The following is a 22,264-nucleotide window of genomic DNA, read 5'->3' as shown; positions in this document are numbered from 1 at the left end:
GCCGGTCGAAAGCGGTCGTTCGACCGTTCGGCGGCCGCCTGCGTACTCGGCGAACCGTGCCTACTGCACGCATACAGCACACAGCTTTAACTAAAACCACATGATAATTCATCTCAATGGCCTCCGAGGAACGTCGGCCGGAGACGTGGAACGGGCACAATGCCGATAGCGTGGATTCGCACGGCTTTCAGGAATTTCAGGCGGCGGGCGACTACGCCGTCGAAGACGTGGCCGAGTACGCCGATTTGGCGAGTGACCTGCGGGACGCCGTCGCCGGCGAGGTACGGTTCGACGAGTACGCGCAGGTGTTGTACGCCACCGACGGGTCGATATACGGCGCGCGCCCCGCCGGAGTCGTCATCCCGCGCAGCGTGGACGACGTTCGAGAGGCGGTGCAGATAGCGTCCGACCACGGGATTCCGATTCTCCCGCGCGGGGCGGGGTCGTCGCTGGCGGGACAGACGGTCGGGCCCGGATGCGTCGTCATCGACTTCTCGAAGTACATGGACGGGGTGGTCGAGATAGACCCCGAAGGGCGGTCCGCGACGGTTCGACCGGGCGTGGTGCAGGACGACTTAGACGACAGGCTCTCGAAGCACGGACTGAAGTTCGCCCCCGACCCGGCCTCCTCGAACCGGGCGACGGTGGGCGGCGGCATCGGGAACAACTCGACGGGCGCGCACTCGGTCAGATACGGCATCACCGACGCCTACACGGACGAACTGCGCGTCGTGTTGACCGACGGGTCGCTGATCCACACCCGCGACGTGGTCGTCGATAGCGACGAGTGGGACGACATCGTCTCGAAAGACGACAGGGAAGCGCAGATATACCGGACCGTGCGCCGACTCGTCGAGGAGAACGAGGCCGAGATAGACGAACGGTATCCGGACCTGAAGCGGTGCGTCTCGGGCTACAACCTCCACAAGGTGATCTCCGAAAACGAGGCGGGCGAGACGGTGATGAACCTCACCAAACTGTTCGTCGGCGCCGAGGGGACTCTCGGCGTCATCGTGGAAGCCACCGTTTCGCTCGTGACGGTCCCCGAGGAGACGGCACTCGTGCTCTACGCGTACGACGACCTCGTGGACGCGATGGCCGCGGTGCCGGACGCGTTGGAGTTCGACGCCAGCGCGGTCGAACTGATGGACGACGAGGTGTTCCAGATGGCCGCCGAATCCGGCGAGTACGCCCAGTACGTCGAACCGATACCGGAGGGGACGGCGGCGACGTTGATGTTGGAGTTCGACTCCGAACTCCACGACGACTTCGAGGCGGCGATAGCGGAGGCGAACGATCACTTCCTCCGGGGCGAGGCGAGTCCCGACGGAACCGTCGCGGGCGGACGCGCGTTCGAGGCCGTCGAAGCCTACACCGAGGAGGCACAAGCCGACATCTGGAAGCTTCGGAAGGCGGCGATTCCGCTGTTGATGTCGCTCGAAGGCGACCCGAAGCCGTACCCGTTCATCGAGGACGCGACGGTGCCGCCCGAGGAGCTAGCCGAGTACGTCACCGAGTTCGAGGAGGTGTTGGAGACCCACGGAACGTCGGCGGCGTACTTCGCGCACGCCGGTAGCGGGACGCTCCACATCCGGCCCATCCTGAACCTGAAAGACGAAGACGGAATCGAGACGATGCGGGGGATAACCGACGACGTGACCGACCTCGTGTTGGACCACGGCGGCGCGTTCTCGGGCGAACACGGCGACGGACTCGCCCGGACCGAGTGGAACCCGAAGATGTACGGACCGGAGCTGTGGTCGGCGTTTCAGGACCTGAAGACGGCGTTCGACCCCGACTGGCTGATGAACCCGGGGAAGGTGGTGTACACCGACGAGAACCCGACGGACATGCGCGACCACCTCCGCTACGGGTCGGCGTACAGTTCGCTCGAACCGACGACGACGCTCGACTTCGACGACGAGGGCGGGTTCTCTCACCTCGTCGAACTCTGCAACGGATGCGGGACGTGTCGTCAGACGGGGTCGGACACGATGTGTCCGACGTACCGCGCCTCGAAGGACGAGGCGGAGACGACGCGGGGCCGCGCGAACATGCTCCGGGCGGCGATAAGCGGCGACCTCTCCGAGGACGAGATGTACACCGAACGGTTCCAGCGGGAGGTCTTGGACCTCTGTGTGGGCTGTAAGGGCTGTAAGAACGACTGTCCGACCGGCGTGGACTTAGCGAAACTCAAAGCCGAGGTCAAACACGAGTACCACGAGAAAGAGGGGTCGGGTCTCCGAGAGAAACTGTTCGCGAACATCGATACGGTGTCGAAGGTCGGAAGCGCCCTCGCGCCGCTTTCGAACGCGGCGTCGAAGGTGCCCGGCGCGCGGACGGTGATGGAGAAGACGCTCGGCATCGCGGAGGAACGCGAACTCCCGACGTTCACCCGCGACACGTTAGAGGCGTGGATGCGCCAACGGGACCCGGCCGTCCCCGAATCGGAGGCCGAACACCGCGTGTTGCTGTTCCCCGACACGTACACGAACTACTCGAACCCGCAGGTGGGCAAAGACGCCGTTCGCGTCCTCGAAGCGGCGGGGGTCCACGTCCGACTGGCCGAGAACGTCGGTCCGAGCGGTCGCGCGGCGTTCTCGCTGGGCTTTCTCGACAAGGCACGTCGGCGCGCCGCGCGTAACGCCGCCGAACTCGCGCCCTACGTCGAAGACGGGTGGGCCGTCGTGTTCGTCGAACCGTCCGACGCGGTGATGTTCCAAGACGAGTACCTCGACCTGTTGGACCGCCAGTCAGTCCGGAACGTCAGCGCCGCCTCCTACGGCGTGTTGGAGTTCGTGGACGCGTTCCGACTCGACGAGGAGTTCACCGCGGGGGCGGACGCGAGTCCGAGTGCGACGGCGGGCGGGCCGAACGCGGCAGTCGCTGACGGCGGACCGACGGACTCTCTGACGTACCACGGCCACTGCAACCAGAAGGCGCTGAACAAGGACCACCACGCCGTCGGCGTCCTCCGTCGGGTGGGGTACGACGTGGACCCCGTCGACTCCGGATGCTGCGGGATGGCGGGGTCGTTCGGCTACGAGTCGGAGCATTACGACCTCTCGCAGTCCATCGGGAAGATACTGTTCGGCAAAGTCGAGGAGAGTCGGGGCGAATCCGTCGTCGCGCCCGGCACGTCGTGTCGGACGCAACTCGGTGACCGCGAGGGGGCGGAGAAACCGACCCACCCGATACAGAAGGTGGCGGAGGCGGTGTCGAGGTGAGAAGCGACGCGCGCCGAACGGTGGTCTGACCCCGCGACGACCGGGTTCGGCGGGGCGTCCGCTTTCCCCACCCTTTTAGCCTATCGGGACGGCAGGTCACCGTATATCATGACCGATGCACCAGAGGTCGGAGAGCTGACACCGCCGGACCGCACGCTCATGGGTCCCGGTCCGAGCGACGTCCACCCGCGCGTCCTCCGCGCGATGTCCACGCCGTTGGTCGGTCACCTCGACCCCTCGTTCGTCGACATCATGCAGGAGGTACAGGAACTGCTTCGGTACACGTTCCGGACGGACAACGAGTGGACGATACCCGTCTCGGGCACCGGGTCGGCGTCGATGGAGGCGGCCATCGGCAATATGGTCGAACCCGGCGAGACGATGCTCGTCCCGACGAACGGCTACTTCGGCGACCGGATGGCGTCGATGGCCCGCCGCGCCGGGGGCGAGGTGGTCACCGTCGACGCCCCGTGGGGCAAACCGCTCGACACGGCGGCGGTACAGGACGCCTTCGACGAACACCAACCCGACGTGTTCGGCTTCGTCCACGCCGAAACCTCGACGGGCGTCAAACAGCCGAACGTCCCCGAACTGACCGACATCGCCCACAGCCACGACGCCTACGTCATCGCCGACACCGTCACCTCCCTCGGCGGCGTCGAGTTAGAGGTGGACGACTGGGGCATCGACGTGGCCTACTCCGGCCCGCAGAAATGCCTCTCCTGTCCGCCGGGCGCGAGTCCCCTCACGCTCAACGACCGAGCGATGGACAAGGTGCTCTCCCGAGAGGCGGAGCCTCGGTCGTGGTACCTCGACATCTCGCTTCTCGAAGGCTACTGGGGCGACGAACGCGCGTACCACCACACCGCGCCCGTCACGAACGTCTACGCTCTCCGCGAGGCCCTTCGACTGGTCGCCGAAGAGGGAATCGAGGAGCGCTGGGACCGGCACCTGCACGTCGCGGGCGCGTTGAAGGCCGCCGCGGAGGCGATGGGCCTCGGTCTCAACCCCGACGACGAGTTCTGGCTCCCGAGTCTGAACGCCGTCCTCGTCCCCGACGGCGTGGACGCGGGCGCGGCCATCGACTACCTCCTCGAACAGTACGACCTAGAAATCGCGGGCGGCCTCGGCGCACTCTCGGGCGACATCTTCCGAATCGGCTGCATGGGTCACTCCGCGCGGCCGCAGAACGTCGCGTTCCTCGCGACGGCGCTCGGCGAAGCGCTGGAAGCGCAGGGCGCGGACGTGGACGTGGAGGCCGGACTCGGCGCGATGCGCGACGCGCTGAATCGGTGAGTCGCTGAGTCGGCCTTCGGTACTCGGATTTAGACTCCGGCGGGCGACGCTTCAGAAGGCCTATGAGTCACCACCCGAACCTCGCGGTATGATTCGGGGGTCGAAAGCGGCCGCGCGACGCCGCGAACGACCGTCGCGGAGGGGCGACGAACGGCGCGGACTGCCGAGGGAGGCGACGGCGTGAGAGACGCCGACTCGCCGTCGGTGAACCGGCGAGCGTTCCTGCGGGCGACCGGCGTCGCCGCCGCGGGGTCGCTCGCGGGGTGTTCGACCGGCGGGAACGGGAATACCGCCGAGGGGACGACGAACGCCGTCGCGGACGAACGCGCCCGCGAGTTGGCCGAACGGTTCGCGCCGACGGTGTACTTCGACGCGAACGAGCGGTGGTTCCCGACCGACCCGCGGCCGTACGAGAGCGACGCCGAGGGACGAACCGTCGTCGACGGATTCGACGCGTTCGAGGGGTACACGCGCCGGAGCGACGAATTGGGGTCCCCGCCGGACCCGACGGTGTTCTTCCGCGCCGTCGAGTACGAGAACTCCCCACTCGCCGTCGTCCAGTTTTGGTTCTACTCCGCGTTCGACCAGTTCACCACCAACTTCCACTGGCACGACTGGGAGGTGCTGCACGTGTTCGTCGACACGGAGACGGACGAACCGCAGATGTACGTCGCGAGCGCTCACTCGCCCGCGGTGCCGAACAACGAGTACATCGACCCGGACCCGGAGACGGTGCCTCGGGTGCTCTCTGAGTTGGGGTCGCACTCCAGTACGATGTCGCTGAACGACAGAGCCGACAGTTTCCAGCGAGTGCCCACCGACGGACTGGCCGCGGACATCACGAACCGCGCGCTGGACGGCTTAGACGCGCTCACGGAAATTCCCGTGGCGTACGGGCTGCCGCGCGACGAGGGGACGAGGCTCCCCTACCTCGTTCCGGAACTCGACGGGCGCCCCCTCTACGAACACGACCGCCTCCCCTCCGTCGAGGCGTCGTCGCTGGTGGCGGACGAACTCACCGTTCGGTCGTTCGCCGACCTGACGTCGCCGCCGACGAACCTACCTCGACGCGAGACGGGCCTCGCGTTCGACTACCGCGGGCGAGAAACCGGGGCAGACGACGGGCGCGACGACGCCGCAACCGCCACCGTGGCGTACGACCTCGTTCCGACGGCGGAGGTAGAACACATCTCGGCGTTCGCGGGCCCCCGGTTGGGGTTCGAGTTCGCCGTTCCGCAGTTCGTCGAAGACGCGATAGAGAAACACATCACGACGACGGACCCCCCGTGGACCCAGACGAGATACGACGACCCGGCGACGGACATCACCGAACCGGTCCACCGGGCGACGCTCGCGGAACGCTACGAAGTCGTCGGCGAACCCACCGGGGTCAACTCCGTGATAGCGTCCGTCACCGAGGCGGTCCGGTCGGCGGACGCCCCCGACGACGAGGGGTTGACGACGGCGCGGCCGGCCGTCGAGGCGGTCGCGTTCCTCCAGAGCGACCCCGTCGCGGTGCCGACGTTCGGCGGTATCGCGGTGGTGCGCGACGTCGCGCCCGGCGAACACAGGCTGACGGTCAACGGCGCGGGGTTCGCCCCGCACAGCGAACCGGTGACCGTCTCCGGCGAGGACGACGCGACTCCGGCGGGCGCGGACGGGGAGATTCCGCTGGTCGCCTCGGGAGACGCGGTGAAACTCGGAATCGACGCCGACGGGACGGACGCCGACCTGACGAGACTCCGCGTCGAGGACGACTTCGCCGGAACGCTCTACGACGCGGCGATGGACGGCCCGGACGCCGTCTACGTCCACCGCGGCGGTGCCTTCACGGCCGAGGTCAGAGACGCCGAGGACGACGTCGGCGCGTTCCGGGTGAACCCCGGCGAGGAGTCGGCCGTCGACATCGACCGGCCCCGGACGGGGAAGGCGTCGTTGGCCGAGTACGTCGCCGACCTCTCTTCGGAAACCGCAGACGCCGTTCGCGCCGCCGCTCGCGACGACGCCTCCGGGTCGGCGAACGCCGTCGGGGGACTCGCACGCGCGCTCGAAGCGGTCGGTGCGGCGGCGGCCCGGGCGGCGGAGCGAGCAGACGCCGGCGACAGGGGGAACGCCGACAGAGCACTCGAAGCGCTCGATTCGAACCTCGAACGCGCCGCCGCGCGACTCGAAGACTCGCGCGACGGCCTCCCCGAACCGGTCGCGAAGGCGACCGAGAAGCGGTTCGGACAGGCCGAAAAGCGCGCGGCGCAAGCGCTCGACGCTCGGAAACTCTGACGACGGCGGACCGCTCCGCCGAAATATAATCTCGCGTACAAAAATCTGACTCGGCGAACACTTTAGATTCGAGGGTCCGTGTGTGAGACCATGAGTAGGGCGGACAGCATCCGAGTGTGCGACGACTGTATGGAACCGGCGGACGCCTTCGCACTGGTGGGCGACGAGACGCGACTGTCGATTCTGGAGGCGTTGTGGCGACTCGACGGACCGGCGCGGTTCTCCGACGTGCGAAACGAGATAGAGATGCGCGACAGCGCGCAGTTCAACTACCACCTCGGGAAACTCACGGGGCAGTTCGTGCGGAAGACCGAAGCGGGGTACGAGCTCAGAACCGCCGGGAGACGCGTCGTGCAGGCAATCCTCGCGGGGTCGTTCACGCAACACCCGCGCCGCGAACTGGAGATAGACGACCCGTGCATCCGGTGCGGCGAGATGCTGACGGCGCACTACGAAGACGAGATGCTCTGCATCGAGTGTCCCGCCTGCGGACACGGCCACGGGAAGTACTCGTTCCCGCCCGGCGGCCTTCACGGCAGAACCGACGCGGAGGTGTTAGACGCGTTCGACCAACGGGTCCGGCATCTCGACTGCCTCGCGAAAGACGGCGTCTGCCCCGAGTGTAACGGGCGCATGCAGACGCTCATCGAACGCGGCGAGGAGTGCTGTCTCGGCGGGAGTATCAGAGCGACGCACGTCTGTCGCCAGTGCGCCCACGAACGGTGCGCCGCCGTCGGACTGGCGCTTCTCGACCAGTCCGCGGTCGGCAGTTTCTACGCCGACCACGGGGTGACGCTCTCGGACGTCCCGTACTGGCGACTCGACTGGTGCGTCAGCGACGCCCCCGTCACCGTAGAAGAGACGGACCCGTGGCGACTCCGCGTCGATATCCGACTGGACGACGAGACGCTTCGCGTCACCGTCGACGGCGAACTCGACGTCGTGGAGACGAGACGCGAGTCCGCGCCGACGGCCTGAGACTTCCCCGCGTCTCGGAGCGAACGTATCACGTCCGCAACTGAAACGAGTATCAGTTGCCGCGGCTACAAAAATGTAATTCAGATTACAGTTATTGCGGCGGCGGCCGTCCGTATAGCCGTGATGAAACCGCTCCCACCGACTCCGGCCGTCGATTCGTACGACCGCACGGTTACGGCGAGCAGTCTCGTCGTCTCGTACCTCCTCGTCGCCGCGATTCCCGCCGCGTTGTGGGCCGTGAGCGAACCGGCGTCCGCCGCCGTCGTCGCGGCGATAGCCGTCGCGGCGGGGGCGGCGAGTCGCAGTGTCCGCCGTCTGCGGCGCGATTCGAGGCGGAGACGGCGTCTCTGCCTGCCGCACACGCCCGTCTGCGTCGAACTCTGACGCCGTCGCCGCCCCCGCTTGCGTCCTCCGCCGATTCGGGAAACTCGGGTCGCGTCCGGTCGCGGAGGGTCGACAGCCGAGACAGTCGCCCGAAGCAGTTCCATTATTTACCATCCCTTCGTGTGTCAGAGCGGACACAGATGCACATACTCACGGGAATGCTGAGTACGGCCGTCGCAACGCTTTTCGCAGTCGCCTCGACGGGCGCGGTGGGCGAAGCCCTCCGTCGCGCGAAGGGGACGCTGTCGAGAGACCGAGTCCGACTGTTCGCGCTCCTGTCGGCGACGATATTCGCCGCGCAGATGCTGAACTGGCCGATACCGGGCGGGACGAGCGCCCACTTCGTCGGCGGCGCACTCGCGGGCATCCTCCTCGGACCCGCCGCGGGCGTGTTGGCGATGACCGTCGTCGTCGGCGTCCAAGGCGTCCTCTTCGCCGATGGCGGACTCGTCGTCCTCGGCGCGAACGTCTGGAACATGGCCGTCGTGAACGTCCTCGTCGGCTACTTCGCGTACCGCCTCCTCGCGGACAGGCACGAAACCGCCGCCGTCTTCGCCGCGGGGACTGTCGGCGTCACCGCCGCCGCCCTCTTCGCCGGCCTCCAACTCGGGGCTTCGGCCGCCTTCGACTACCGACTCGTCGAAACCGTCTCGACGATGACGGCGACGCACGCCGCGTTGGGCGTCGTGGAGGGCCTCCTGACCGTCGGTGCGGTCCGGTTCTTCCGCGCGGCGGGCGCACCGGCCGCGTTCGACGTCGAGAGCGACGACGCGGAGGTGTCGGCGTGAACGCCGACTGGTCGCGGCGAACGCTCCTCCTCGTCGGAAGCCTCGTGGCGCTCTCGCCTCTGTTCGCGTGGGCCGCGGGCGTCGTCGGGTACGCCGAACCGATGGGGAACCTCGCCGCCCGGTTCGGCGCGGACGCGCACGTCTACCGGACGGTTCCGAGTCTGTTCCCCGACTACCGCGTCGCCGGATTCGGACCGTACGCCGGGACGTTCGTCTCCGGCGTCGCGGGCGTCGCCGTCACCGCCGCCGTCGCCTCGGGCGTCGGACAGATGCTCGCGGACCCGACGGAGCGGTAGACCGCGGGCCGAATCGAGCGGTTACGCGGACGAATCGCCCGTCCGGTCGCGGAGTTCCGTCCGTCGAATCTTCCCCGTCACCGTCTTCGGCAGGTCGTCGACGAACGTTATCTCGCGGGGGTACTCGTGGGCCGCGAGTTCGTCTCTGACGTGCTGTCTGATATCCTCTTTCAGGTCGTCGCTCGGGTCGGCGTCGTCGGTGAGGACGACGTAGGCTTTGACGATGTTCCCGCGTTCCTCGTCGGGTTTCGGGACGACTGCCGCCTCCGCGACGGCGGCGTGTTCGCCGAGTGCGCTCTCCACCTCGAACGGGCCGATGCGGTAGCCGGAACTGATTATCACGTCGTCCGCGCGCCCCTCGAACCAGAAGTAGCCGTCCTCGTCCATCTGCGCTAGGTCCCCCGAGAGATACCAGCCGTTCTCGAAACACTCCTCGGTCTTCTCGGGGTTCTGCCAGTACTCCGCGAAGAAACAGGGGTAGTCCGGTCGCTGGGCGATTTCGCCCGTCTCGCCGGGGTCGAGCGGTTCGCCCGTGTCGGGGTCCACGACGGCCGCCTCGATGCCGGGGAGCGGTTTGCCCATGCTTCCGGGGCGAATCTCCATCGTCGGGTAGTTGTTGATTATCATGTTCCCCGTCTCCGTCTGGCCGTAGGTGTCGTGGATGGTGACCCCGAGAGTGTCTTCGCCCCACTCGACGACGCCCGCAGAGAGGGGTTCGCCGATGGAGAGAGCGTGGCGCACGTCGAGACTCGCACCGTCGAACACCTCCTCGTTCGCGCGGAGCATCCGGTAGGCCGTCGGGACGGAGAAAAGCACGGAGACGGGGTACTCGTCCAGTAGGTTCGCCCACGTCTCGGGGTCGAACTCGCCCTCGTAGGTGAACAGCGTCGCGCCCCAGAACCACGCGCCGAGGGCGTTTATCGGGCCGGTCAGCCACCCCAGGTCCGCGGTGCTCCAGTAGCAGTCGCCGGGTTGCAGGTCCACGGCGAAGCGTTGGGTGGCGGCCACGCCCGCGACCCATCGGTGCTCGTGAAGGACGCCCTTGGCGGGGCCCGTCGTCCCCGACGTGTAGTAGAGCAAGGCGTCGTCCTCGCCGGAGGTTTCGGCGGCGTCGTACTCTCGACTCGCCGCCTCTGTCGCCTCGGCGAAGTCGACGTCGTCGGCCGAAGACTCGCCGTCACCCGCGGAGTCGCCGCCGACGACCACGACGTGTTCGACGGAGGGGACGTCTTCGAGGGCGCGTTCGACGGTGTCTCGGTTCTCCGCCGTCGTCACGACTACCTTCGCGTCGCAGTCGTCGAGGCGGTAGGCGATGCCGTCGGGGCCGAACCGTTCGTTGACGCTCCCCCACACCGCGCCGCGTTTCAGCGTTCCGACGAGAGCGACGTAGTGTTCCGGTCGCCGCGGCATGTACGAGAACACCCGGTCCCCCGACTCGACGAGTTCGTCTAAGACGTTCGCGAACCGGTTCGACCGCTCTCTGAGTTCCCAGAACGTCAGCGTCTCGCGTTCGCCGTCGGTCCCGGCGTAGTAGAGAGCGACCCGCGACCGGTCTGCGGCGTGTCTGTCGCACACCTCGTGTGCGATGTTCAACGATTCGGGGGCATTCCAGTCCGCCTCCGAGTAGATGTCGTCCCACTCGAAGGAGTCGCGGAGTTCCTCGTAATCCTGCAGGTTGTGTTCGCCGGACATGGTTCGGCCTCTCTCCGAATTGTAATCAATTTTTTATCATGATTCGAGAACGGGACGGGTGAAGGGAACGCGAGACCGCCGGACGCGACGCGAGTCGGCGCGGGCGGGGAGGCGTCGGTCGTTCTTCGCGGCCGACTCGTTCCGTCGAAGAGGGTTCTGTCGAACCCTCCCGCCGCGACGGTATCGGCGCGTCAGGCGGTGAACACCGGGACGTCTAACGACCCGACGACCCGGTTTGTGATCGAACCGAGAAGCGGTTTGTCGGGGTCCGACCGCCCCCGTTTGCCCATGACGACGAGGTCTATGTCGTGTTCCGCGACGTACTCGCCGATGGCCTCTATCGGCGTGTTCGACGTGACAGTCGTGACGCACTGGACGTCCGCGGCCGCGGCGAGTTCCGCGACTTCCGCGACGTACGCTTCTCCTTTCTTCTTCAGGCGGTTCCGCGTCTCCTTTATGTCGCTCGGTACCGCGACGTAATCGGCGTCGCCCATGTCCATCGCGTACAACACGTGCAGAGTCGCGCCGTTGCGCCGGGCGAACTTGATGGCCTGTTCGGCCCCTCTGCGGGCGGACTTGCTGCCGTCGGTCGGAACGAGGATGTCGTCGAAGTCGTCCGGTTCGTCTGGTTCGTCCATGGAGGCGATTCGACCCGCTGTGTGTAATTTTTGCCGGTAGTTCCCGCTCTCTGAGAGTGTCGTCGGTCGGAGACTGCCGGTCGGGAGATGTCGATAGCGCGTCCGTCGAACCGGGCCGAGAGCGTGGCGGTCGGTCCGACGACGGCGGAGAGGTGACCGCCGCGCCGCGGGTTCTCCGTACAGCGACGTGGAACTCAGCGGGGCGTCACGTCGGCGACGACCGGAAAGTGGTCCGAGGGGTAGTCTCCGTGGCCGTCGCCTTCCCCTCGCTTCCCGTCTCGTCTGTCCGTGAGCGTCGCCGTCAGCGACACGTCGCAGTCGCGGACGAACACGTAGTCGATTCGCTCCGTCGGGTCGCCGGTGAACCCGTGGAACGTCTTTTCCGGTCCGTGGTGACTCTCTCCGGCGAGCGTCGCGGCGTCCCGCAGGGGCGGCCCGTCGCGGCCGTCGTCGGCGACGAGGCGGCGGTACGGCTCCGAGTCGGGTTCGCAGTTGAAGTCCCCGCAGACGACTATCGGGCCGTCGAGTTCGCCCAGTCGTCGCCGGAGCACCGACGCGCCCTCCGCGCGCGCCTCCCTCCCGCCGTGGTCCAAGTGGACGCTCGCGGCGTGCAAGCGGTCGTCAGTCTCCCGTTCTCGGAGGGTTACCCGGCTGACGACGCGCGGGTAGTCCGCGTCCCAGCCGACGCTTCCCGGAACCTCCGGCGTCTCCGACAGCCAGAACGCCTCTCGGTCCACGCAGTCGAACCGCGTCGCGTCGTAGCCGACGGGGACGAACTCGCCGTCGTCCGCGCCGTCACCGGAACGCGGAGGGTTCCGGTTGTCCGCCGAGCGTAGTTCGGCGCCGTTGACGCGTTCGACGCCGAACCACTCGTACCGGTCGAGTTCGTCCCGGATGGCCTCGAACTGGTGGGAGAGCGGTTCTTGCAGACAGACCACGTCCGGGCGGTGATATCGGAGGAGGCGAACGACGGCGTCGCGGCGGTGCGGCCACGTGTCTCGCCCGTCGCTTTCCGTGTCGTAGCGGACGTTGAAACTCAGTGCACGGACGGACGAGCGAGGCATGTCGGCGGCAACGACGCGAGGGCACGTCAACCCCGCGGAACGTTCTCGTCTGGCGGGCTGTTCGCGCTTCCGGAACGTCCTTACGCGGGGGCGTCGAAGCGCGGGACATGAACCTCGACGTCCGGGAAGTCGCCGAACTCTCGCCCGACGAACGAGCGTCCCTCTTCGAACGCGACGCCGGCGTCGCGGACGTTCGCGGCGACGTCCGCGACATCGTCTCTCGCGTCCGCGAGGAGGGCGACGTCGCGGTGCGGGAGTTCTGCCGGGAGTTCGACGGCGTCGAAGTCGGCAACATCGACGTGACCGACGCCGCAGAACGCGCCTACGACGAGATAGACGACGACGTGCGAGAGGCCATCGAGACGGCCGCCGCGAACGTCCGCCAGTTCCACGAGCGACAGATGCCCGACGACTGGCGCGAGTCGTTCGACGGCGACGCGAACGGCGCGTCGGGAGAGAACGGCGCTCTCGGACGCCGCGAACTCGGCCGACGGTTCCGACCCATCGAACGCGTCGGCGTCTACGTCCCCGGCGGCACCGCCGCCTACCCGTCGAGCGTCCTCATGGGCGTCATCCCGGCGAAGGTGGCGGGGGTAGACCACGTCGCCGTCGCCACCCCGCCCGCCGACCCGATACACCCGGTGACGCTCGCGGCGATACACGTCGCGGGCGCGGACGCCGTCTACAGCGTCGGCGGCGCGCAGGCCGTCTCCGCACTCGCTTACGGCACCGAGACGGTAAAGGCCGTCCAGAAGGTGGTCGGCCCCGGGAACAAGTGGGTCACCGCCGCGAAAGCCGACGTCCGCGGCGACGTGGACATCGACTTCCTCGCCGGTCCTTCCGAGATTCTCGTCGTCGCAGACGAGACGGCCGACCCGGAGTTCGTCGCCGCCGACTTGGTGGCGCAGGCCGAACACGACCCGAACGCGTCCGTCGTCGCCGTCACCGCCGACGCCGAACTCGCGGCGGCCATCGGAGACGCCGTCGAGGCGCGGGCGGCCGACTGCGAACGCGCTGACGTGGTCGAGTCGGCTCTCTCGAACGACGCCTCGGGCGTCCTCTTGGCGCGGTCGATGTCCGAGGCGGTGCTGTTCGCAGAGGAGTACGCGGCCGAGCATCTCTCGATTCAGGCCGACGACGACGAGGCGCTCTTAGACCGCATCGCGAACGCGGGCAGCGTCTTTCTCGGACCGTACACGCCCGTCGCCGCGGGCGACTACGCCTCCGGAACCAACCACGTTCTCCCCACCTCCGGCGGCGCGAAGCGCTACGGCGGCCTCTCGGTTGACACGTTCCTGCGCTCTTCGACCGTCCAGCGACTCGACGAGGGCGCGCTCTCGAATCTCTCTTCGACCATCACCACTCTCGCGGAGGCGGAAGGACTCGGCGCGCACGCAGAGAGCGTCCGGACGCGACTCCGCGACACCGAAGACGAGTGACGCGATGACGCCCTCACGGCCCCGGCCGCCGGCGTTCGCAGACGCGTGTGAGGCCGTCCTCGCGGACCCGGACGGCGAGCACTCACTTTGTACGACGCTCGCGCCGTTGTACGCGCGGATGAGAGCCGGCGACGACGACACGCACGACGCCCACCGGCACGTCCTCGACGCGCGCCTCCCAGCGGACGTCTCGAACGTCCTCGAACTCGGGTGCGGAGTGGGCGAACTCCTCGCACGCCTCTCGGCGCGGTACGACGCCGTCGGCGTCGACGAGCATCCGGCGTTGCTTTCGTTTGCGGCGCTTCGGTCGCTCGACGTCGTTCTCGGCGACCCCGCTCGCCTCCCGTTCGGTGGGCGGTTCGACGCGGTCTGCGCGTTCGACTACCGCTTCGCGCACGTCCCCCTCGCCGACTTCTGTGCGGCCGCCCGCGAGTCGCTCCGACCGGGCGGTATCTTGGTCTTCGACGCGCCGTCCGACGCCCGCGCCGCGGAATCGTCCGGGGTCGAAACCTTCCGGGACGCCAGATACCAACTCGAACGCGCGGTGGACGTGGCGCCGGACCCCCTCGTCGTCCGCGCCGACTACCGCGTCACCGACCGCCGAACCGGCGCGACGGCGACGACGACGGAACGAACGCGAGTACGGACGTACGACCCCGGGTCCGTCCGCACCGTCCTCCGCGACGCCGGGTTCGGAGACGTGGAGGTGTCCGCCGACGTGGGCGGCGACGGGGCGTTCGTCGCGAGTGCGGTCCGGCCGGTGGAGACGGGCGAGTGAGCGTCTGACGGAGCGAGACGCCTCGCTCCGTCGTCGGTGGGGGACCGCAGAGACAGAAGAAGGCTCGCGTCTACAGGGTGGCGTGTCGAACCGCGTCCGTCGCTTCGACGGCGTGCTGTGCCGTCTCGGTGCCGGCGGTCGGTACGACTCGGTTCTCCTCGTACGCGTACTCAAGCACGCCGACTTCGTCCAGTTTCGGCAGGTGGTTGTGGTGGAGTTCGATTTTCGCTCGCTCGACGTCCGCTACGCAGACGTCGTCGCGCGAGACGTCCGCTACCTCCGCGACGACTCGCGTCGCGAGGAAGGTGAGGTCGACCGCACCGCCGATGTCGCCGAGAACGCCGACGACGGCCCGTCGGTGGTCGTCGGCGAGAACGGCGCGGTACCCGTCGGATGCGTGCCCGGAGGTGACGTCTTGTCTTACTGCCATTGTTACCTGTACGGACGTATCGTATCCCCGAAAGACGTACGCCTAAAGAGTTTGGCGACGTGGCGAATGTCTGTCAGCTTCAGACGTTCTCCGTCGGGTGGCGATTCGACCGGTGAGCGAGCCTCGGGGCCGGACCGACTCCGGCGAGCGTCGGCGTCAAGGTTAACACCGTTGGCCTGGTACGGACACGCATGAGTACCGAATCGGCCGAGAGTGGGTCCGGTTCCCGCATGACGGTCACGGAGTCGGCCGCCGAGGAGGCGTGTCGCCTCATGGAGTCCGAGGGGATGGACACCGACGTGAGCGGTCTCCGACTGTTCGTCCAACAGGGGGGCTGCGCCGGCCTCTCCTACGGGATGCGGTTCGAGGCCGAACCCGAAGAGGACGACGCAGTCGTCGAACAGCACGGACTCCGCGTGTTCGTCGACCCCGCGAGCATCAACTACATCGGGGGTTCGACCCTTCAGTTCGAGGGCGGCCTACAGGGCGCGGGCTTCCACGTCGAGAATCCGAACGTCGTGAGCGAGTGCGGGTGCGGCGAATCGTTCCGGACGTAGTCCGAGCAGAGGTCACGCATAAACCTCCGGCCGCCGAACGGACTGGTATGGAGACCGAACTGGAGCGAGTGCGAACCGACGACGGAGAGACACTGTTTCTCGACCGCAGCGACGCCGACCGCGGAGGGAAGGGGCCGTTCTACGCCGTCTACGTCGACGCCGACAAGGAGGCCCGGTGGGGCTACTTCTGCGACAACTGCGGCTCTCTCGACAACGCGATGGACACGATGGGCCGCATCGAGTGCAACGTCTGCGGGAACATCAGAAAGCCGGACGAGTGGGACGCCGCCCACGAGTGAGTCTCGGCGGCGTGACTCTCAGTGCGGTGTGGCAAACCGTAGCAAGATTTATGCCCCGAGGAGTGGTACGACCGAGTACATGCCCCCTGTCAGCATGCCTCCCGCGGAGGAAGCCCGGTCGATATTCAGTAGACTGGGGTACACCGTCTCGGGCGACGGGTCGGAGTTCGTCGCCGAGCGAAAGTGGCGGTCGGTCCAAGTGACCGCGCTCGACACCGATACGGTGGAGTTGCGACGACGAGCAATCGCGGACGGCGGGTCGCAGACAGCCGACGGCGACGGCTATGGCCTCCGCTGTTTCGTCACGTGGAAGGAGGCGACGGGGAATCTCACGGACGGACTGAAGAGCGCCGACACCCCCTTCGAGTGGGCGGTCATCGGCGTCGACGACGGCGGCAACTACGACGTGGTTCACCGCGAAGCGCGCTGAGAGCCATCCGGTAACTCTTTTTCGTCGAGCGAGTCAACGTCACGTATGTCAGACACCGGACTGCGTAGCGTCGTCGAGAGTCGGCGCGTGAACGCGACGCTCGGGTGGGTTCTCGTCGTCGCCCTCGTCGGCGTGAGCGGTGCGCAGTTCGGCGGGGGCGACCTGGAGTGGGCGGGCTTCGGCGCCGCCGTCGCCGTCATCGCCGTCGTTCCCGCTCTCGCCCGCCGCGACCCGAGCGCGATGCTCCCGTGGGAAGTGCTCTTTATCGCCGCGTTGCCGTTTCTCGGGCGGACGCTCGTCGTCGGCGAAACCGTCGGCGGGATGACGTTCTCCGGGCGAGTGCTCACCTACGTCGCCGTCGCCGCAGTCGCTCTCATCATCGCCGTCGAACTCGACGTGTTCACCGCCGTCCGGATGAATCAGACCTTCGCGCTCGTGTTCGTCGTCGTCACGACGATGGCCGCCGCGGGCATCTGGGCCGTCGTTCGGTGGCTTTCGGACGTCCTCCTCGAAACCGCGTTCCTCTACGACGGCCGGTCCGAGGCGGTCATAGAGGAGATGCTGATGTGGGACTTCGTCGCCGCGACGGTGGCGGGCGTCTTCGGCGGCGTCCTCTTCGAGTACTACTTCCGCCGACGCGCCCACCTCGAACGACGGCTCCCGGAGACCGAACGCATCAGCGACAGAGAGGCGCGGGACCGAGAGGAGACCGCGCCATGAAGTGGCGGGACGTCTTTCACTTCGACCTCTCGTCGGGCCAGGAACTCGTCGCGGTGGGCGCGATGCAGACGGCCCTCGTCGGGTTCCTGTTCGTCGGTCTCTGGACGCTCAACGTCGGCGTCTTCGTCAACACGCTGTTCGCACTCGGCGTCACCTTCCTCCCCGGCCTCTTCGAACACGACTACTCGGTACCGCTCGACGCCGGACTCGTCCTCTGGATAACCGGAGCCGTCTTCCTCCACGCGTGGGGGACGGTCGGTCTCCCCGGAATCGGCAGTTTCTACGCCAACGTCTGGTGGTGGGACCACCTCACGCACACGCTCTCTGCGACGCTCGTCGCCGCCGTCGGCTACTCCGTGGCCCGCGCCCTCGACGAACACACGGAGAGCATCTACCTCCCGGACCGGTTCATGTTCGTCTTCATCCTGCTTTTCGTCGTCGCCGCGGGCGTCTTCTGGGAAGTCGTCGAGTTCCTCATCGGCCTCGCGGCGGGGCTGACGGGAGCGGACGCCGTCCTCACGCAGTACGGCCTGCGCGACTCGATGATGGACCTCCTTTTCAACACCGCGGGCGGCGTCGTCGTCGCTCTCTGGGGGAGTAGCCAACTCAGCGGCGTCGTCGAACACCTCGTCTCACGACTGGACTCCTCGCGCCCCCGAAACGGGTGAGGCGTCGCCGCAGTCGTCCGAATCGGCCCCCGCTATTTATCATGACAGAAAGACAACAGCGTCTCGTACATGGTGTTCAAGAAGATAACACTCATCGGTCGCAGCGAGGAGAGTTTCGACAACGCGGTCGACGACGCGATAGACCGCGCCGAAGAGACGCTGAACAACGTCAAATGGCTCGAAGTGGACGAACTCGGCGTCGAAATCGCCGCCGTCGATACTCCGGAGTACCAAGCCGAGGTTACGGTGGCCTTCGAACTGGAATCGCCGAACGCGTAACCCGACCGCCGACGTCCGCGTCCGCGTCCGCGTCGGCGGAGGCGGGTCCTTCGGACGTAACCGACGAATTCATTTCTGTCGCCCGGCCACGAGGGGTAGATGCCGCGTCTTCTCCACTACTCCGACATCGAGAACGTCTACGACGACCCGGTTCGAGCCGCCCGTCTCGCCGGGCGCATCCGCGAACTCGACGGCCCGGACGCTCTCGTCTGCGGGACCGGAGACAACACCTCGCCGGGCGTGGTCGCTCTCGTCGACAGAGGACGGCAGTCGCTCGATTTCTTCGACGCGGTCGGAACCGACGTCGAGACGTTCGGCAACCACGACTTCGACTACGGCCCGACCGCGACCCGTTCGCTCGTCGCGGACGCGCCGCAGACGTGGGTCTCCTCGAACGTCTACGAGGACGACGGACGGCGGTTCGCCGCGGACCACGTCGAACCGTTCGTCGTCCGAGAGAGAGGGGGTGACCGCGTCGGGTTCTTCGGCGTCACCGACCCCGCGACGCCCTCGCTCACTCCGATGGCGACTGACCTCGACTTCGAGGGGCCCTACGAGGCGGCCGAACGCGCCGTCTCGGCGCTCCGCGACGAGGGGGTCGAGTACGTCGTCGCCCTCTCGCATCTCGGCGGCGGCGACGACGAACTGGCCCGCCGGGTGGACGCCGACGTCGTCCTCGGCGGCCACGTCCACTCCGAGCGCCGTGAGCGCGTCGCTGGCACGCTTTTGCTCCGCCCGGGCGTCAACGGCCACGCCATCTACGAGGTCGAACTGAGCGACGACGGCGCGACTGCGACGCGACACGAGACGGCGGACGCCGAACCGATGCAGTCCGTCGCGGCGGGACTGCGCGGCCGAATCGAAGCCGCCGGACTGGACGAAGTCGTCGCGACGGTGGAGACGCCCATCGAACGGTCGGACCAGACCGTCCACCGCGGCGAGTGTCGCGTCGGCAACTTCGTCGCTGACGCGTACCGGTGGGCCTCCGAAGCGGACGTCGGAGTTCAAAACAGCGGCGGCATCCGCGACGGCCCCGCGATAGCGGGCGAGATGACGCTGAAAGACTGCATCAGCCTCGTTCCGTTCGAGGAGCCTCTCGTCGTCGTCGAACTCACCGGCGCGGAACTCCGGCAGGTCCTGCGCGAGTGCTCGTCCGCGGCGGTGGATTTCGGCGAACCCGACTGGTGGCACGGACACGTAAGCGGCGCGTCGTTCGCCGTCGACGAGGCGGGAGAACTCGTCGACGCGCGCGTCGGCGGCGACCCGATCGACCCGGAGGCGCGGTACACCGTCGCCACCCCGAGCTACGTGCTTCACTCGGACCACGAGTTTCCGACCATAGACGAGTCACACCGCGCCGGCGAGGGGGACATCCTCCACGACGTGCTCGCGGCGTACGCCCGCGAGTGCGGCGTCGACCCCGAAATCGAGGGCCGAATGCGCCGCGTGTCGGGCGCGGCGGCGGACGACGACTGACCGTTGGGGTGCTCGTCGAAGGGGAAAAGTTGAGAACGGGCGGGCGCATTCATTAATCGATGACGCGAGTGGTAGTCCCCGTCCGGTACCCCGTGACGAAACACTCCGAAGCGACGCTGAGAGAGGCCGTTCGCGTCGCGACGGAACGAACGGCAGAGCTGACCGTCCTCCACGTCGACCTCTACCAACAGAACCGGGGGGTGACGCGCGCCGAACTCAAACGCGCGGTGGAGCGTCTGTTCGGGTCCCTCGAACGGACGCGGTACGTCGTCCGGCGGGGGTTTCTGGTCGAAGAGACGATTCTCGAAGAGGTGGCGGCCGAACAGGCGGATATCGTCGTCATCGGGTCGAAACAGGCGAGTCGGTGGCGACGCATGCTCCGACGTTTCCTCGACGACCCGGACATAGAGACGTACCTCCGACAGAAACTCGACTGCACCGTCATCACGGTGCAACCCGAACAGGTCGCCAACGACTGACCGCCGCCGTCGGTGACCCGACGAGAGCGGGCTCGAATCGAGGAGCGGTCGGTCGGCGGGTGGGGCGAACCACTCTGGGGTCTTTTCGGTCTCGAATCACCGGTCGCGACCCGTCGGGTCGCCCTCGTCGGCGTCCTCGCGGGTTCGGCGGGCGTCGACTCGGCTGCCGTCGCTCGGACGGGAGTCTCGGCCCTCGTCCGACGACACCTCCGTCCGGAGCGTTCCGCTGGTGTCGTCGAAGAACATGTGCTGGTGGGGGTACGCTATCTCGACGGGTTCGGAGTCGAGCTTGCTCCACAGTTTGGTCTGGAGGCGAGAGCGGACCGTCAGGAGTTTGTACGGCTTCTTCGCCCAGTACCGGAGGGTGATGAGGACGCCGTGGTCGCCGAACTCGTCGATGTACGCCGTCGGCCGCGCGGGGTAGCGGGCGCTTCCGATTCTGATGTCCGGGCCGCCTTGGATGATGTCGTCGACGTTGCTCGCGGCGTCTTCGAGGAGCGTCCGCGCGCGTTTCACGTCGGACTCGTACGTCACGAGGAGGCCGAGACTGAGGCGGACGCGCTCGTCCTCGGCCGAGAAGTTCGTCACGAACCGCTCTCGCATGTTCGAGTTCGGGACGACGAGCGAGGTGTTGTCGAGGGTGTACATCTTGGTGTAGCGGATGGTTATCTCGTCGACGAACCCCCTGCGTCCGTCTTCGAGTTCGATCATGTCGCCTATCTCGTACGGTTCGTCAGCGAGGATGAACAGGCCGCTTATGACGCTGCCGACGATCGGCGCGAGGACGATACCGAGGACGGCCGAAAACACCGTCACCGAGAGGACGATATCGCCGAACTCGAACCCGAGGAGGTTGACGGCGACGGCGACGGAGAGCGCCATCACCGTCCCGCGAATCAGGCGAAGAACCGTCTGCGCGACGCTCTGTCGGCGGAACCGCCGGGCGACGCGACGTCCGAGCAACCGGCTCGCGTACTGCGAGAGGGCGTACCCGGCCACGAGGACGATGGCGGCGGCGACGTACTCCCACCCCGGAACGAAAAGCCACTCCGGAAGGACGTTCCCCAACGCTTCGCCCGCGGTTCCGGTCGGCGTCTCGGCGGCTCCGGCGGGTGCGCCCGCCGTCTCCGCCGTCGTCGTCCCCGCGGTTGTACCCGACTGCATATATCGATTATCTCCTCACCACCGGGAGAAAAAGGCCCGCACTCGGCGACGGGGCGGCGCGGCTGTAATCGAGGGTACCGATAAGTCGGTGCTCGCTCTACCTAGCCCCATGTTCGGTCGCTCGAAGCAGTCGCCAGACTTCCGCATCACCCACGACAGCGACCCGAGCGAGACGCTCCTCGTCGGCCTCTCCTCGTTCGGGTTCGCGGGACTCACCGCCGCGGACTACCTCGTGAATCATCTGAACCTCGAACAACAGGGGCACCTGACGGTCGAGGGTCTCCCCGCGATTACACCGTTCGAAGACGGACGGCCGCGTCACCACACGCGACTGTTCTCGCGGGACGATTTGGACGTGACCGTCCTCGTCGGCGACCTGTTCGTCCCCGCCGCCGTCGGGCAGACGTTCGCCGACGCCATCGCCGAGTGGACGGCCGCGAACGGCGTCGAAGAGATAGGCGTCCTCGCGGGCGTCCCCGTGCCGCACGGACCCGACGGCCACCAGACGTACTTCGTCGCCACCGACGGCTATCGGGAGCGACGACTCGACGACAGCGACGTCCGACCGATGGGAAAGGGGTTCCTCGACGGCGTCAACGCCGCACTCGTCGAACGAGGGTTGACCTCGCCGCTCGAAGTCGCCGTCTACGTCACGCCCGTCCACGCGCAGGCGCCGGACGTCGAGGCGTCGATTCGACTCGTCGAAGCCGTCGAGTCGGTCTACGGCCTCGGCATCGATTCCGCCCCACTGGAGGCGTTCGCGGCGGAGGTGCGCCAACACTACAGCGAACTCGCAGAACGGATGCAGGAACGGGAGGGGGAACTCCCCGAAGACCGGATGTACATGTAAACCTTCATCTGGGACCGTTAACTACCACGGTGTTCCGGAAACCGGTGCTACTCGA

General features: G+C 67.4%; 23 protein-coding genes. 18 read left to right on the top strand and 5 right to left on the bottom strand.

The annotated features are described in order from the left end of the window. Positions 1 to 116: 116 nt before the first annotated feature. From BM167_RS08965 to BM167_RS08935, 7 genes are all read left to right on the top strand, one after another. Entirely contained in the window at positions 117 to 3,227 is a 3,111-nt protein-coding gene (locus BM167_RS08965; RefSeq protein WP_092891661.1) for an FAD-binding and (Fe-S)-binding domain-containing protein, read from the top strand. Between the two features lie 159 nt (positions 3,228 to 3,386). After that, complete coding sequence (locus BM167_RS08960) at positions 3,387 to 4,523, top strand: pyridoxal-phosphate-dependent aminotransferase family protein (protein WP_177213362.1); 1,137 nt, start codon at positions 3,387 to 3,389, stop codon at positions 4,521 to 4,523. A 180-nt stretch (positions 4,524 to 4,703) separates the two neighbouring features. Continuing rightward, positions 4,704 to 6,800 carry a hypothetical protein gene (locus BM167_RS08955; protein WP_092891657.1) on the top strand — a complete coding sequence of 699 codons (2,097 nt, stop codon included), beginning with the start codon at positions 4,704 to 4,706 and terminating at the stop codon, positions 6,798 to 6,800. Positions 6,801 to 6,890: 90 nt separating this feature from the next. Further along, positions 6,891 to 7,778 (top strand): winged helix-turn-helix domain-containing protein, encoded by an 888-nt coding sequence (locus tag BM167_RS08950; protein ID WP_092891655.1) that lies wholly within the window; start codon positions 6,891 to 6,893, stop codon positions 7,776 to 7,778. Between the two features lie 123 nt (positions 7,779 to 7,901). Continuing rightward, positions 7,902 to 8,162: a hypothetical protein gene (locus BM167_RS08945; protein ID WP_092891653.1), complete on the top strand. Its 261-nt coding sequence runs from the start codon at positions 7,902 to 7,904 to the stop codon at positions 8,160 to 8,162. Positions 8,163 to 8,302: 140 nt separating this feature from the next. Then, positions 8,303 to 8,950, top strand: coding sequence for an energy-coupling factor ABC transporter permease (locus tag BM167_RS08940; protein WP_092891651.1), 648 nt, complete (start codon positions 8,303 to 8,305; stop codon positions 8,948 to 8,950). Next, positions 8,947 to 9,246, top strand: a complete 300-nt coding sequence (locus tag BM167_RS08935) for a PDGLE domain-containing protein (RefSeq protein WP_092891649.1) — start codon at positions 8,947 to 8,949, stop codon at positions 9,244 to 9,246. Before BM167_RS08940 ends, BM167_RS08935 begins: the two co-directional genes overlap by 4 nt. Before the next feature lie 21 nt (positions 9,247 to 9,267). Here BM167_RS08935 and BM167_RS08930 read toward each other — a convergent pair whose 3' ends face one another. The 3 genes from BM167_RS08930 to BM167_RS08920 form a co-directional block, all read right to left on the bottom strand. Further along, positions 9,268 to 10,938 (bottom strand): AMP-binding protein, encoded by a 1,671-nt coding sequence (locus BM167_RS08930; RefSeq protein WP_092891647.1) that lies wholly within the window; start codon positions 10,936 to 10,938, stop codon positions 9,268 to 9,270. 191 nt (positions 10,939 to 11,129) lie between these two features. Continuing rightward, positions 11,130 to 11,576 carry a universal stress protein gene (locus BM167_RS08925; protein ID WP_092891645.1) on the bottom strand — a complete coding sequence of 149 codons (447 nt, stop codon included), beginning with the start codon at positions 11,574 to 11,576 and terminating at the stop codon, positions 11,130 to 11,132. Positions 11,577 to 11,770: 194 nt separating this feature from the next. Next, entirely contained in the window at positions 11,771 to 12,640 is an 870-nt protein-coding gene (locus BM167_RS08920; protein ID WP_092891643.1) for an endonuclease/exonuclease/phosphatase family protein, read from the bottom strand. A 107-nt stretch (positions 12,641 to 12,747) separates the two neighbouring features. Here BM167_RS08920 and hisD point away from each other — a divergent pair, with 107 nt between their 5' ends. Continuing rightward, positions 12,748 to 14,079, top strand: a complete 1,332-nt coding sequence (gene hisD / locus BM167_RS08915) for a histidinol dehydrogenase (protein ID WP_092891641.1) — start codon at positions 12,748 to 12,750, stop codon at positions 14,077 to 14,079. A gap of 4 nt (positions 14,080 to 14,083) precedes the next feature. Then, a complete protein-coding gene (locus BM167_RS08910) occupies positions 14,084 to 14,857 on the top strand; it encodes a class I SAM-dependent methyltransferase (RefSeq protein WP_092891639.1) in 774 nt (257 codons plus the stop codon). A 70-nt stretch (positions 14,858 to 14,927) separates the two neighbouring features. Here the strand turns inward: BM167_RS08910 and BM167_RS08905 are convergent, their stop codons facing one another. Continuing rightward, positions 14,928 to 15,287 carry a DUF7344 domain-containing protein gene (locus BM167_RS08905; protein ID WP_092891637.1) on the bottom strand — a complete coding sequence of 120 codons (360 nt, stop codon included), beginning with the start codon at positions 15,285 to 15,287 and terminating at the stop codon, positions 14,928 to 14,930. A gap of 191 nt (positions 15,288 to 15,478) precedes the next feature. Between BM167_RS08905 and BM167_RS08900 the strand changes: the two genes are divergently transcribed. The 8 genes from BM167_RS08900 to BM167_RS08865 all read left to right on the top strand — a co-directional run bounded on the left by BM167_RS08900 (position 15,479) and on the right by BM167_RS08865 (position 20,195). Continuing rightward, positions 15,479 to 15,844, top strand: coding sequence for a HesB/IscA family protein (locus BM167_RS08900; RefSeq protein ID WP_092891635.1), 366 nt, complete (start codon positions 15,479 to 15,481; stop codon positions 15,842 to 15,844). Between the two features lie 47 nt (positions 15,845 to 15,891). Then, entirely contained in the window at positions 15,892 to 16,143 is a 252-nt protein-coding gene (locus BM167_RS08895; RefSeq protein WP_092891633.1) for a DUF5816 domain-containing protein, read from the top strand. Between the two features lie 79 nt (positions 16,144 to 16,222). Continuing rightward, positions 16,223 to 16,573, top strand: a complete 351-nt coding sequence (locus BM167_RS08890) for a DUF7116 family protein (RefSeq protein ID WP_218153782.1) — start codon at positions 16,223 to 16,225, stop codon at positions 16,571 to 16,573. A gap of 45 nt (positions 16,574 to 16,618) precedes the next feature. Continuing rightward, positions 16,619 to 17,293 carry a hypothetical protein gene (locus BM167_RS08885; protein WP_092891629.1) on the top strand — a complete coding sequence of 225 codons (675 nt, stop codon included), beginning with the start codon at positions 16,619 to 16,621 and terminating at the stop codon, positions 17,291 to 17,293. Further along, positions 17,290 to 17,961 (top strand): DUF2238 domain-containing protein, encoded by a 672-nt coding sequence (locus BM167_RS08880; RefSeq protein WP_092891627.1) that lies wholly within the window; start codon positions 17,290 to 17,292, stop codon positions 17,959 to 17,961. The genes BM167_RS08885 and BM167_RS08880 overlap by 4 nt, the downstream gene beginning before the upstream one ends. A 69-nt stretch (positions 17,962 to 18,030) precedes the next feature. Beyond that, the gene (locus tag BM167_RS08875; RefSeq protein ID WP_092891625.1) at positions 18,031 to 18,240 is read left to right on the top strand and encodes a dodecin; all 210 of its coding nucleotides are present in this window, start codon (positions 18,031 to 18,033) and stop codon (positions 18,238 to 18,240) included. Positions 18,241 to 18,339: 99 nt separating this feature from the next. Further along, positions 18,340 to 19,716, top strand: a complete 1,377-nt coding sequence (locus BM167_RS08870; RefSeq protein ID WP_092891623.1) for a bifunctional metallophosphatase/5'-nucleotidase — start codon at positions 18,340 to 18,342, stop codon at positions 19,714 to 19,716. A 59-nt stretch (positions 19,717 to 19,775) separates the two neighbouring features. After that, entirely contained in the window at positions 19,776 to 20,195 is a 420-nt protein-coding gene (locus tag BM167_RS08865; RefSeq protein WP_092891621.1) for a universal stress protein, read from the top strand. A gap of 96 nt (positions 20,196 to 20,291) precedes the next feature. Here BM167_RS08865 and BM167_RS08860 read toward each other — a convergent pair whose 3' ends face one another. Further along, on the bottom strand, positions 20,292 to 21,359 hold the full coding sequence (locus tag BM167_RS08860) for a mechanosensitive ion channel family protein (protein ID WP_092891619.1): 1,068 nt from the start codon (positions 21,357 to 21,359) through the stop codon (positions 20,292 to 20,294). 109 nt (positions 21,360 to 21,468) lie between these two features. Here BM167_RS08860 and BM167_RS08855 point away from each other — a divergent pair, with 109 nt between their 5' ends. Continuing rightward, the gene (locus BM167_RS08855) at positions 21,469 to 22,209 is read left to right on the top strand and encodes a proteasome assembly chaperone family protein (RefSeq protein ID WP_092891617.1); all 741 of its coding nucleotides are present in this window, start codon (positions 21,469 to 21,471) and stop codon (positions 22,207 to 22,209) included. Positions 22,210 to 22,264: the final 55 nt, after the last annotated feature.

The organism is Halopelagius inordinatus (assembly GCF_900113245.1).
In the GTDB taxonomy this organism is placed as follows: domain Archaea; phylum Halobacteriota; class Halobacteria; order Halobacteriales; family Haloferacaceae; genus Halopelagius; species Halopelagius inordinatus.
Note: the sequence above shows the minus strand (reverse complement) of the source record. Positions and strands in the feature narration are given on the sequence as shown.